Raw genomic sequence first — 12,761 nt, 5'->3', positions numbered from 1 at the left:
TTGTTTTTGCCCACTACCGTTATTTGGCGAACGAGCTATTCTCATTCGAAAGACAGGCCGCCGCCGTAAATAAAACGTCCGTCGAGCTGTTTAATGCTGTTTCAGCAGAGTCTTGCAATACGCCGATAATAAAGCCCACAGCCACTACCTGCATGGCAATCTCATTGGGAATATTGAACAAACTGCATGCCAAAGGAATCAATAATAAAGAGCCACCCGCCACGCCTGAAGCACCGCACGCCGACACGGCCGCAATCACACTCAGTAACAGCGCCGTACCAAAATCCAACGAAATCCCCAGCGTATTAACCGCCGCTAATGTTAACACCGTGATGGTGATCGCGGCGCCTGCCATGTTAATCGTCGCCCCTAGAGGAATCGACACAGAATAGGTGTCTTCATCCAAATCCAAGCGCTTACAAAGATCGAGGTTAACGGGAATATTCGCCGCCGAACTGCGGGTAAAAAAAGCGGTCACACCACTCTCTTTTAGACACTGAAACACCAAAGGATAAGGATTACGACGAATTTTCCAGAATACTAATAAAGGATTGGTCACAAACGCAATAAACAGCATCGCGCCTATAAGCACCGCTAATAAATGCGAGTAGCCAAATAAAGCATCAAAACCCGTTGCAGCAATAGTACTGGCCACAAGACCAAAAATACCAAACGGGGCTAAGCGAATAATCACCGACACAATGCTTGTCACACTGCTCGCTAGGTGTTGTAACAAGGCTTTTGTCGCGTCAGACGCATGACGCAAACCTAAGCCAAAACCAATGGCCCAGGTTAAAATGCCCACATAATTGCCTTGTACCAGCGCGTTAACAGGGTTATCAACCATTTTGAAGACCAAGGTATGCAAGACTTCATCAATACCTTGAGGTGCGCTCTGGCTCAAATCTGGAGACACCAAGTTCAAATGTGTAGGAAACACAAAGCTAAACATGACGGCCGTTAACGCCGCAACAAACGTGCCCGCAATGTAAAGCACGATCACTGGTCGAATATGACTCTGTTGAGCCTGTTTGTGATTCGCAATCGAGGCCATCACCAATAAAAAAACCAAAATGGGGGCAATGGCCTTTAAAGATTTTACAAAAAAATCGCCAAACAAACTGGCAGACAAAGCAGTACTCGGTGAAACGTAGGCCAACACCACACCACAAAGAATACCGATGGCAATTTGTAGTACCAAACTACCGCGCAAATAACGCTGTAATAACGATGGTTTTTGAGCAAATGTCATTAGAAGGGGTCCATTGAAATTTTCGAGATCGCACCTTACTGCATACCAGCGCAAAAATGAACCATTTTAGGGCATTATTAGAGAAAATATCGCACTATATCAACCAAGTTAGCCTTTAACCGATTATTCAACTTTCTCATTCCTTGCTGAAAGCACAACTTGTACTCCATCTAAATTAGCCCCATATTGTTGACATAAACTCACTTTAGTAAGGAATTGAAATGTCGCATTTGTTAGAAAAATTAAACTGGCGTTATGCCACTAAAAAAATGGACTCAAGCAAAGCCGTTGAACAAGAAAAAGTAGATCGTATTCTAGAAGCCATTCGTCTTACCGCCACTTCAAGCGGCCTTCAACCATACGAAGTAATCGTTGTAAAAAACAAAGCATTACGTGAAGCCATCGTGCCTCATGCGTGGAACCAAGCCCAAATCACCGACTGCTCTCATCTTTTGGTGTTTGCCGCCTGGGACAATTACACAGAAGAACGCATCAACAAGATGTTCGATCTAGTCAATGACGAACGTGGCTTTAAAAATGAAGGTTGGGAAAATTACCGTCAAATGATCTTGGGCGCTTACCCGCCACGCGATGCTGGGGTCAATTACCAGCACGCCGCTCGTCAAGCCTATATCGCCCTCGGTACAGCACTGATTGCTGCTGCAGAAGAAGGCGTAGACAGCACGCCTATGGAAGGTTTCGATCCGACCAAAGTGGATGAGATTTTGGGCCTTACTGAGCGTGGACTGCGTTCTGTCATTCTCCTTCCTTTAGGTTACCGCGCAGACGAAGGCGACTGGTTGAAAGGTCTGAAAAAAGTGCGTCGTGCGAAAGAAGATTTCATCATTGAAATGAACTGATTGGTTATTCAGATCAAATCACACCTCTAAAACGCCAGTTCACTGGCGTTTTTTATAGTTTGGTTAAACTAAGCAAAAACCGTGAAACTCACGCTCTAGATAAAAAATAATGACCCAATGGCGCCAAAACTTGCGTATCTTAATTCACATAAAATTTTCCAACTGAACATTTCAACTGAACAAGGACAAAGCATGACAAGGTTTCTAGGGCTTCTCTTTATCACGCTATTTTTAAGCGCTTGCTCTTCAAACGATAATTGGCGTACAGCAAGTCGCGAACCCGCCGGCATTGCTCCTTCACCTGAAACAGAAAAAGCGGCCGTCATCGAATTTTATGCGGCGGATGCATTTAGTTGGCGCGGCTGGTTTGCTGTTCACACTTGGGTCGCCGTCAAAAGTCAGAATGCCCCTGAATACACCGTTTATGAAGTCGTCGGATGGCGTGTAGAGCGAGGCTTGCCAGCGCTATACGAATATAAAACCGCCACACCAGATCGTTTCTGGTTTGGCGCCAAACCAGAAAAAGTACTTTCTATGACAGGTGAAAAAGCGCAAGCACTCATTCCTAAGATAGAAGAAGCGGTAAAGCGCTACCCTTGGGCAAACGAATACACCGTCTTTCCAGGACCAAACAGCAACACCTTTCCGGCTTGGATTGGATTACAAGTCCCAGAACTCGAGCTTGATATGCCTTTCAGTGCCATCGGCAGTGGCTACGCCGATAACGAGTAACCTTTCATTTCCGAGGCAGAGATTGCCTCGGAAATTAAGTCCGTTTTTAGAAACTCCACATATTGACCCGCCCCAGTCCTTACGCTACGTTTTCCAATGGCAAACGAGGAACACCAGTCTGTTCAGCGATCCAACCAAAATAACAACTTAACTCGAACTTAACGGTGCGAGCCTCTCACAAAAGGCAACTATATGGTCATGGATTTCTCTTTCGAAGCACAAAAAACGCAGCAGCGCTTGCTAGCCGAATTGGATTTTGGTCCGCTCACTTCTCAGCAAAAAAACGTCTTTATTTCACGCTTAGAAACGAATTTTCAGCCATTGTTTGAGCAACTTTTTCCGCTTTACCAGCACTGTTTCGACCTGCACTTTCATCTCAAAGTATTGCTGCAATCTTTTATTGATTTTCAAAAGAAAAAACGCCCAGCACAAATCAAAGACAAGTCAGAATTTTGGTTTGAATCCAATCAGAATGTTGGTATTGCGGTATACGTTGATTTGTTAGCCGATGACCTAAGTTCTCTGATCGACAAGATTCCGTATTTTGAATCCTTAGGCATTAATTACGTACATTTAATGCCACTTTATTTATCGCCAGAAGGTAACAGTGACGGCGGTTATGCAATTTCGGATTACCGCACCGTATCCCCTAACTTAGGCACCAATAAAGACTTAAAAGACCTAGCTTCTGCGCTGCACAAGAAAGGGATTCGTATGGTGTTGGACTTTGTATTCAACCACACTTCCGATGAGCATCGTTGGGCCGAAGCCGCTAAGTCTGGCGATAAAGAATACCAAGGCTATTACTATTTCATGGGCGAACAGGAAGCGGTTGAATACAATCAAACCGTGCGCGAAATATTCCCGCAAATTCGTCGCGGCAGTTTCACTTATTTGCCCGAATTAGACCGCCATGTTTGGACCACCTTTAACTCGTTCCAATGGGATTTAAACTATTCCAATCCGGCGGTGTTTGTTGCTGTTGTAGAGGAAATGTTACACCTGATATTAAACGGTTGTGATGTATTACGACTCGACGCCTTAGCCTTTGTTTGGAAAGAAAAAGGCACCGTATGTGAGAATTTGCCTAAGGCTCATAATCTCATTAAAGCGTTCAAAGCCTGCTTAGACATTGCCGCGCCACAAGTGGTGTTTAAATCCGAGGCGATTGTTCATCCAGATGAAGTAAACAAGTACATTGGTGCCGATGAATGTAATTTGTCTTACAACCCACTGATGATGGCCTTGTTATGGGAAAGCTTAGCGACACGCCAAACCAGCTTACTTTACCAATCACTGGAGCGCAGCTTCAAAATCCCTGAGCACACGACTTGGATCAACTATATCCGCTGTCATGACGACATTGGTTGGTTGTGGGATGACGCCATCTCTGATCGTCTCGGTATTGACGGTATTGGCCACCGACGCTTCTTAAACCAATTCTATACCGGGCAATTCGAAGGCTCTTTCGCCGCGGGTGTGCCGTTTCAAGAAAACCCCGTCAATGGTGACTGCCGAGTATGTGGCACCTTAGCGTCGCTGGCCGGTGTTGAAAACGCCATAGCCGCAAACGATCCACTGCTACTGGATCATGCCATCAAACGCATTCGCGTACTGAATGGCATTAATTTCGCTATGCCAGGTATTCCATTGTTGTACCAAGGCGATGACCTTGGTGTACTCAACAATGATGATTATTTGAATGATCCAACGAAAGTCGATGACAGCCGCTGGGTGCATCGTAAGAAGCTAACTGAGGCGGATTTTGCATTAGCAGAAGACCCAAGCACACCACAAGGGAAAATTGCTCAGCTGATCCGAGAAATGATTCAAATCCGCAAATCCAATGCACTTTTTGCCGCGCAAGAATTTGAACTGGTGTCCTTGGGCAGTGAACACTTATTCGCCTTTAAACGACAACACGGGGATAAAACACTCTTCGTCATCGCCAACATGAGCGAACACCAAGTACCACTTCAACATTTACCACTAGGCAAATCGCTCAGTGAATTAATTGGACAAGATACTGCTATCAACTTGCTCAACAAAGAATCGATAGATTTACCATCGTTAAACCTTATCGAACCGTTGGATATACTTTGGTTAACAAAGGCTTAGATTCATTCTTGGCTTAGCATCGATATAAAAAACAAGGTATAAAAAAAGCGGATTGCCTGTAAAGACGATCCGCTTTTTAGTTGCCAAATACCGTGTCGTTAGTGCTTGGTCGAACCCGGATTCGGGATAAAATTAATCACCATTTCTTCCGCTTGCGGCGCACTGCTGTGCGGTTTATTGACGCGAGTCGGGATCTCGGTTGGCTGTGCTTGCACCACAGTCGACTGCTCATCTGTGTAACCACACACTATGCATTCGCGATACTGTTTTTCAACCTCATCATCGCGCCATGCACGAATCTTATCCATCTCACTGCAACGAGGGCACACCGCCCCTGCGATAAAGCGTTTTACTGTCATAACCCTAGTTACCTTGATCGGTTAATGGCTGGTATTCTTGACCTGCCATAAAACTATTTTGTAATTCTGTAGGTAACTGTCCTTTTACTCTACACAGCAATTTATAGCTCTCAGGCGCTTCATCTGAAATTTGCTCAACGTAAAAACTCACAGCGCTCTGATCTTTCTTTAAAATAGAGAATAATTCCAACGACAAATACCTAGGAACATACCCCAAAATCTCAGGTGGATTTTGCGTACGAAGAAGAACGGCATTGTGATCAAAATCATTCTGAATGTCTAAGCATGCGTACAAGATATCAGCAGCTTTGAGGGAATCAATTCGGTGGCGCGCACTGCCTGTTAGATATCGGACACCATGAACAAAAAATACATGCTCAAATTCACCATTACTACCTAATTCAATTTTAGGGAACAATTGTAAATTATCAGTACCTCTTACTCCACCAGACCTTGTCAGTACATCCATATTATTAGCGGTTTCAGAGTTTAAACCTAGCCAAGAAATGAATTTCGGGAACTCTGGACGTCTGGAGGATAACAACCGATTTTGGAAAATAGGAAACAAGCCTGAGGACTTGTATTCTTTCGTTAAATTTTCCATACCACTAAAAGGAACAAAATTATCTGTGGCCTTGCTTCCTTGAGTATATCTAAAAGAATACTGCCCTTTTTCATACTCTAAAACGCCAATAACATGCCAATCTCTTGAGTCTGGATCTTGCCAAGTTAAAAATGCAGTTTGCTTATTCATGATGTTTTAATAACCTTTTTCGATTTTCAATAACCACCCTGTAGGCAAAGTCCCTACCAACATCTGATATCAGATCAGGCGGTATTCGATCGAATACTCTTTTAATGTTTGCTTCAGTAAGCAAGTCCAGCTTTGATAACCAATACTTCTTGGCTGATGGATATTTCTGCACTGCATAAACAAAAGCATCAACCGTTTTCATAGGTTTTCTATCTGTTTTAAATTTATATAACTGCGATCGGGCTTTCTGCACAAAAATCTCAACAGATCGATTTTTGTCTTTGGTTTGAAGCCTTTCAACACGTTCTCTATCTAATAGTTCTCTACCCAAGCTTGCAGCATGATCATAAGTCGGACATAACCTAAATACCGCTTTGCCATTCTTAGTTTCGACTATCACAGCCCAATTTTCGTGGTGTCTATCCTGATTGCTTATTAATGCATCTAACATCAGATAACCACAAAAAACTTCTGCTGCGCCTAAACCATTCAAATCAAAGTCAGACTTAGGTGACTGGACCTTAGACCTAGCAAGAAAAGCTAAAACTCTCGTAACAGTATGACTTGTTACCTTTTGTTTATTATCAGCAAAGTCTACTGGTACAGGGTACTCCTCAGGATCATCCTTATTAAGTAGTTCATTCCCCATAACCAAGTGTTCGTTCTTATCAACTATATTAGGAGAGACAACACCATATCGCTCATTATGTATAGCAATCTCATACTTCACATGTGGTATGCCTAATAACTCACATAATTGCTCTGCACACTTTTCAGACCAATGCTCCCCAGTATTCGATCTGGAATATTTAAATAGCGTTCTTTGACTATCTGGAGAGCTTAAATCCCGAAACCAAAACTTTTCTTTAGTTCCTAACTGCTCATATAATTCAGCATTCTCTGTTAGCTCTTGAACATTATATAAGTCTTCAACTTCCATGTATTCTGCCCATCCCTACACTCCTCAAAAAACTTAAGCAGCGATGCCGCTGTGTCTCAATAAGGCATCGGTGCTTGGTTCACGACCTCGGAATTCAGCGAACAACTCCGCTGCCGGACGAGAACCACCGTTGGCTAATATGGTATCACGGAAGCGTGCGCCGGTATCTTTATTGAAGATGCCGTCTTCTTCGAATTTCGAGAAAGCATCCGCTGACAAGACTTCCGCCCATTTGTAACTGTAATAACCTGCCGCGTAACCACCCGCAAAAATGTGCGAGAAGCTATTTTGGAAACGGTTAAATTCAGGAGGTGTCGTCACTGCTACTTTGCTGCGCACATCATCAATGACCGATTGAACTGAAATACCTTGTTGATATTCCCTGTGCAAACGGAAATCGAACAAAGAAAACTCCAGCTGACGCATCATCTGCATACCAGATTGGAAGTTCTTCGCCGCCAGCATCTTGTCTAATAAGTCTTGTGGTAACGGCTCACCCGTTTCGTAATGGCCTGCTATATGAGCCAATGCTTCTGGCTCGTAGCACCAGTTTTCCATAAATTGACTGGGTAGCTCAACCGCATCCCATGCGACGCCATTAATACCCGATACGGATGAAACGTCCACTTGGGTCAACATATGGTGCAAGCCGTGACCAAATTCATGGAACAAGGTGGTCACTTCGTCATGCGTCAACAGAGCCGGTTTGTCACCGATTGGTGGCGTGAAATTACACACAAGATAGGCAATGGGTAGCTGTAAACGATCGTCACTCAAACGGCGACGAGTACGACAAGAATCCATCCATGCACCACCGCGCTTTGCTTCGCGAGCATAAGGATCTAGATAGAAACGAGCAATGTCTTCATCCTCTTTGCTAATAGTGAAAAGCTGTAAGTTCTTGTTATAACTATCAAACTCATTTTCTTCACGAATATCGACGCCAAATAAGGTTTGTGCCACGTGAAACAATCCTGACAAAACCTTATTCATTGGAAAGTAAGGACGCAGTTCTTCTTGGGAAATACTGTACTTATGCTGACGCAATTTTTCTGCGTAGTAAGTCATGTCCCATGCGTTTAATGTTTCCACACCATTTTCGTCTTTCGCAAACGCCTTTAATTGCGCAAGATCTTGTTCTGCCGAACTTTTTGATTTTTTAGCTAGGTCTTCTAAGAAATCAATTACCTGCTGCCCATTGTCAGCCATTTTGGTGGCCACGGACAATTCAGCGTAATTTTCAAAACCAAGGATCTGGGCCATCTCATGACGCAATGACAAAATTTCGTCGATCAGAGGCGCGTTGTTAAATTTGATGTCGCCGCCTTGATCTGATGCACGAGTAGCGAAAGCACGGTACATTTCTTCGCGTAACTCAGCGTTGTCTGCGTAGCTCATCACAGGCATGTAAGATGGAAAGTCTAAGGTAAACAGCCAACCGTCTTTTTCTTTGGCTTCGGCCATTTGTTTCGCTTGCGCCAAAGCCGATTCAGGTAGACCAGACAACTCGCTCTCATCCGTAATAAGCTTGCTCCAAGCCTGAGTCGCGTCCAATACGTTTTCGCCAAACTGACTGCCCAGCTCGGACAAACGCTGGCTTATTTCGCCATAACGCTTTTTGGCTTCGCCTTCTAGACCCACACCCGATAACTCAAAGTCTCGAATGGTTTGTGTTAACGCTTCACTCTGGGCTTGGGTTAGGTTTTCTGCAGCGTCGCTTTCAGCAAGATTTTTATAAGCTTGATACAAGGCTTTGTTTTGACCAAGGTCGGTGTAGTACTGAGTCAACTTTGGCAAACAAGCGTTATAAGCTGCTCGCAATTCTGGTGTATTTTTGACTGAGTTTAGATGACCAATCGGTGACCAAAAATTGTTTAAATCATCATGTAATTGATCCAATGGCAAAACGAGGCTTTGCCATGTTGGATGAGGGTTTTCACTCACGCAGGCGTCGATGGCCGCTTGATTACGTTTTAGTAACGCCTCTAGATCCGCTTCGATGTTCGCAACATCAACATCGGTAAAGTTCGGTAAGCTGGTCGCGTCCCATACAGACTGTGACATATCATGATATCCTTTTATATTAATTGAACGCTGTATTGCATTGATCAATACTATGCTTACTAAGATAGGTTGTCTTAATACTTTTTCAATGCATTAAACCCTATTGTGTTAATAGTTCCTTCATTTATTAGCACATTCTATTAACAACTCCTCTTTAAAAAGAGAGCATTTATGGTAATGAAATCTTTCCGTGGTAAAACACCACAACTTGGTGATCGTGTTTGGGTCGATGATAGCGCTGTGGTTATTGGCGATGTCACTATTGGTGAAGATAGCTCAGTGTGGCCTTTGGTCGCCATACGCGGTGACATGCATCGCATTCGTATAGGCGCTCGCACCAGTATCCAAGACAATTCCTGTTTGCACATTACCCATGCCAGTGCTTACAAGCCAGAAGGTCATCCTTTAGAAATTGGTGACGATGTCACCGTGGGTCATATGGCGATGTTGCATGGTTGTACGATTGGCAACCGAGTCTTGGTTGGCATGGGAACCACCATTCTGGATGGCGCTGTGATTGAAAACGAAGTCATTATCGGCGCGGGCTCTTTGGTACCTCCAGGCAAACGCCTAGAAACAGGCTTTATGTATATGGGTTCCCCTGTGAAACAGATTCGTCCCCTCAACGACAAAGAAATTGAATACTTTCAATACGCCGGATTGAACTACGTCAAACTAAAAGATGAATACTTAGCGGAAGCGAGCCAAAAAAATACATAAAAAATAACGTTGTTGAATGGTAATAAAAACTCATCCAACAACGTCTCATAACCAGCTAAACAATCCGAGGCTTAAATGACAAACGCAAATATCTCTGTTGAAATGGCCCCTTCAGAGGCAGAAAGCATTTTTCAAGATGTGGCATTTACAAAAGCGTTGCGCACTCAAATGCTGAAATTTGCCAAGCTGCAAGTGCGAGATAGTCAATTAGCGGAAGACGCAGTACAAGAAGCCATGTTGTCCGCTTATCAACATATTGACCGTTTTGCGCGCCAAGCGGCGTTTAAGACTTGGGTGTTTTCTATTTTAAAGAATAAATTGATTGATCTACTACGCAAAGAAAAGCGCCACACGGCTGCCAGCCAACTAGAAGAAGGCCCAAACCTAAGTGGTGACGCCTTGATCGAGCATCTTTTTGAAGAAAATGGCCACTGGCAGCAAGACGAGCGCCCTAAAAAATGGGATCAACCTGATCATGATGTAGAAAATGACGATTTTTGGCGTATTTTCGATGCATGCTTGGAGGCCTTGCCCGCAAAATATGGTCGATTGTTTATGATGCGCGAATTTCTCGAAATGGATACGCCTGAAATTTGTCATAACGAAGAGGTGTCAGTAAGCAGCCTAAATGTCACCTTATATCGCGCTCGCCTGCGCTTGCGCGAATGCTTAGAAGATCACTGGTTTCAAAAGGAGACGTCGTAAATGATGAAATGCAAACAGGCGACCCAAATGCTCTCTGAGAAGTTAGACCGTCCGCTCAGCAACAAAGAAAAAATAAATTTGGCCATGCATACCGCTATTTGTTCACCTTGTCGTCAATTTGGACGACAAATGGAAACACTGCGCGAACTATCAAAATCCTATACAAAAGCCAAAGAGCCCGAAGAGAAATAATTTTATTTTTGTGTGTAATAAAGCGAACACCTCTAACGTCAAATACACTGTAATAAGCAAATAAACGCGTTTTTCTTAAAACAACACCGAGGATCCACCCATGAAAAGCTCTAAACTCTCTTTGTCTCTTGCTCTTGGTTCAGCCATCGCTCTTTCTGCTGTCGCAGTCACCTCACCAGCCGAAGCGGCAGCAAAAGAAAAATGCTACGGTGTCGCACTTGCGGGTCAAAATGATTGCGCTGCAGGTCCTGGTACATCATGTGCTGGCACGTCTAAAACAGACTATCAATCCGATGCGTGGAAATTAGTACCCGCTGGCAGCTGTGTAGAAATGGACTCTAAAACATCACCCACAGGCCATGGCCAATTAAACGCCTTTTAAGGGCCATTAATTCACATGGTATTTACGCCAAAACAAAGCCAAGGCGCGCCAGCGCCTTCGAGCTTTATTGACAACACCGGCATTAGCCTAAAGCCTTCTTATTATCATGAAATTTTAGATCAACGCCCGACTCTCGGCTTTTTCGAGATCCATGCGGAAAACTACCTAAGTCTAGGTGGGCCTGCGCGCTATTATCTACAAAAAATCAGAGCGCATTATGCATTCACCATACACGGTGTTGGTTTGTCGATTGGCGCAGACACGCCATTAGATCAGGCACATTTGAAACGCATCGCACAGCTCGTTGAGGACGTTCAACCCGAGGTCTTTTCTGAGCACCTAGCGTGGTCAACCCACGACCATACGTTTCTGAACGATCTTTTGCCCGTGGCATATGATCAAGCAACATTAAACCGTGTTTGTGAGCACATAGACCAACTTCAATCGACGCTAAAACGTCAGATTTTAATGGAAAACCCATCGACTTATTTTGAGTTTCACCGTAGTGATCGCAGTGAAATTGATTTTATCCGTGAAATGACTCAACGCACTGGTTGTGGTTTATTACTCGACATTAACAACGTGGAAGTGTCTTGCTTTAACCACCAAACTAACCCATTTGATTACATTAATGGTTTTCCAGGCGACGCGGTAGGACAAATCCACTTAGCTGGCCACACGCTGGATGAAAATCCGACCATCGCCTTAAAGATAGACAGCCATGACACTCCCGTGTCCAATGAAGTGTGGCGCTTATATCAGCATACCTTAAAGACCATAGGTGATCGACCTACCCTAATAGAACGAGATGGCAATTTACCCACACTGTCAATATTACAAGCCGAAGCGCAACAAGCGGACCAAATAAGAGCACAAATAAAACAGGAAAGCCGCCATGAATAAGGCATTTAACGATGCATTGTTTCACCAAGACGAGGCTTTTTACAAAGAGATAAAAGGTCAATCCAGTAAGGAAAAAGCCCTTCGTTTCAACGTCTACCGCAATAATGTGTATGTGTCCTTGATGGATGCCTTAGCCGATATATTTCCGATCACCCAAACACTCGTCGGTGAAGATTTTTTCCGTGCTATGGCACGAGAATACCTCCAGCAAAATCGGCCCAAAAGCCCTATTATCCGCGAATACGGAGGCACATTTGCGGATTTTATTAGAGCATTTGAACCGTCACAAAGTGTCGCATTTTTAGGGGATATTGCTGACCTTGAGTACAAACTCTTAACACTGACCCATGCACCAGAATTTACACCACTAACACACGAAGAAGTATCCGCCGCATTCAACCACACAACAGACCCGGCAAAGCTGTTGATACGTTTATCACCAAACACTCAAATAATGCTTTCTTGCTATGCGATTGGCTCCATTTATTTGGCTCACAAACAGCCCAGTGAGCAGAGTTTAACGCAACTCGACATTAACAATAGCGAGCACTTACTTCTTTCAAAATCCTTTATATACGCTGAAATGCATGTCATCAGTGAAGCCGAAGCCTCTTTTATTCAACGTCTCATGCAAGATAAAACACTCGAAGAGGCTATTCCAGATGATGATACATTTGACACTGGAGCCAGCTTAGCAAAACTCATTCAATGGCAACTAATCACTCACGTGTCCGAAGCCGCTGCCTAAAGGCAAACATTCTAATGGGGAAATTTATGGTG

14 protein-coding genes are annotated in these 12,761 nt (G+C 43.9%); 9 read left to right on the top strand and 5 right to left on the bottom strand.

Translation table 11 applies throughout. From position 1 onward, the window contains the following. Window positions 1-19: 19 nt before the first annotated feature. Window positions 20-1,252 (bottom strand): serine/threonine transporter SstT, encoded by a 1,233-nt coding sequence (sstT, locus tag DKT73_RS03890; protein WP_111637279.1) that lies wholly within the window; start codon window positions 1,250-1,252, stop codon window positions 20-22. Window positions 1,253-1,473: 221 nt separating this feature from the next. On the opposite strand from sstT, the gene DKT73_RS03885 reads away from it, so the two are divergent. The 3 genes from DKT73_RS03885 to DKT73_RS03875 all read left to right on the top strand — a co-directional run bounded on the left by DKT73_RS03885 (window position 1,474) and on the right by DKT73_RS03875 (window position 4,962). Continuing rightward, on the top strand, window positions 1,474-2,112 hold the full coding sequence (locus tag DKT73_RS03885; RefSeq protein ID WP_111637278.1) for an NAD(P)H-dependent oxidoreductase: 639 nt from the start codon (window positions 1,474-1,476) through the stop codon (window positions 2,110-2,112). Between the two features lie 192 nt (window positions 2,113-2,304). Continuing rightward, complete coding sequence (locus DKT73_RS03880) at window positions 2,305-2,844, top strand: DUF3750 domain-containing protein (RefSeq protein ID WP_111637277.1); 540 nt, start codon at window positions 2,305-2,307, stop codon at window positions 2,842-2,844. Window positions 2,845-3,042: 198 nt separating this feature from the next. Continuing rightward, window positions 3,043-4,962, top strand: coding sequence for an alpha-amylase family protein (locus tag DKT73_RS03875; RefSeq protein ID WP_232827776.1), 1,920 nt, complete (start codon window positions 3,043-3,045; stop codon window positions 4,960-4,962). A 98-nt stretch (window positions 4,963-5,060) separates the two neighbouring features. Here the strand turns inward: DKT73_RS03875 and DKT73_RS03870 are convergent, their stop codons facing one another. From DKT73_RS03870 to prlC, 4 genes are read right to left on the bottom strand one after another with little or no spacing between them, the layout of a single operon-like run. After that, window positions 5,061-5,321, bottom strand: a complete 261-nt coding sequence (locus DKT73_RS03870) for a YheV family putative zinc ribbon protein (protein ID WP_111637275.1) — start codon at window positions 5,319-5,321, stop codon at window positions 5,061-5,063. A gap of 4 nt (window positions 5,322-5,325) precedes the next feature. Next, a complete protein-coding gene (locus DKT73_RS03865) occupies window positions 5,326-6,075 on the bottom strand; it encodes an HIRAN domain-containing protein (protein WP_111637274.1) in 750 nt (249 codons plus the stop codon). Continuing rightward, window positions 6,068-7,015 carry a HipA domain-containing protein gene (locus tag DKT73_RS20255; RefSeq protein WP_111637273.1) on the bottom strand — a complete coding sequence of 316 codons (948 nt, stop codon included), beginning with the start codon at window positions 7,013-7,015 and terminating at the stop codon, window positions 6,068-6,070. Before DKT73_RS20255 ends, DKT73_RS03865 begins: the two co-directional genes overlap by 8 nt. 33 nt (window positions 7,016-7,048) lie before the next feature. After that, window positions 7,049-9,079, bottom strand: a complete 2,031-nt coding sequence (gene prlC, locus DKT73_RS03855) for an oligopeptidase A (protein WP_111637272.1) — start codon at window positions 9,077-9,079, stop codon at window positions 7,049-7,051. Between the two features lie 171 nt (window positions 9,080-9,250). Here prlC and DKT73_RS03850 point away from each other — a divergent pair, with 171 nt between their 5' ends. The 6 genes from DKT73_RS03850 (at window position 9,251) to DKT73_RS03825 (ending at window position 12,729) form a co-directional block, all read left to right on the top strand. After that, the gene (locus DKT73_RS03850) at window positions 9,251-9,799 is read left to right on the top strand and encodes a gamma carbonic anhydrase family protein (RefSeq protein ID WP_111637271.1); all 549 of its coding nucleotides are present in this window, start codon (window positions 9,251-9,253) and stop codon (window positions 9,797-9,799) included. A 75-nt stretch (window positions 9,800-9,874) separates the two neighbouring features. Then, the gene (locus DKT73_RS03845; protein WP_111637270.1) at window positions 9,875-10,504 is read left to right on the top strand and encodes an RNA polymerase factor sigma-70; all 630 of its coding nucleotides are present in this window, start codon (window positions 9,875-9,877) and stop codon (window positions 10,502-10,504) included. Beyond that, window positions 10,505-10,696, top strand: a complete 192-nt coding sequence (locus DKT73_RS03840) for a zf-HC2 domain-containing protein (protein WP_111637269.1) — start codon at window positions 10,505-10,507, stop codon at window positions 10,694-10,696. A gap of 100 nt (window positions 10,697-10,796) precedes the next feature. Beyond that, window positions 10,797-11,078, top strand: coding sequence for a BufA1 family periplasmic bufferin-type metallophore (locus tag DKT73_RS03835; protein ID WP_111637268.1), 282 nt, complete (start codon window positions 10,797-10,799; stop codon window positions 11,076-11,078). A gap of 15 nt (window positions 11,079-11,093) precedes the next feature. Beyond that, a complete protein-coding gene (gene bufB / locus DKT73_RS03830) occupies window positions 11,094-11,981 on the top strand; it encodes an MNIO family bufferin maturase (protein ID WP_111637267.1) in 888 nt (295 codons plus the stop codon). Then, entirely contained in the window at window positions 11,974-12,729 is a 756-nt protein-coding gene (locus DKT73_RS03825; protein WP_111637266.1) for an HvfC/BufC family peptide modification chaperone, read from the top strand. The genes bufB and DKT73_RS03825 overlap by 8 nt, the downstream gene beginning before the upstream one ends. The last annotated feature ends 32 nt before the right edge of the window (window positions 12,730-12,761 follow it).

It is taken from the genome of Marinomonas shanghaiensis (assembly GCF_003259175.1).
Lineage (GTDB): Bacteria > Pseudomonadota > Gammaproteobacteria > Pseudomonadales > Marinomonadaceae > Marinomonas > Marinomonas shanghaiensis.
The sequence above is the reverse complement of the archived record's forward strand: the minus strand, read 5'-3'. Positions and strand labels throughout refer to the sequence as shown.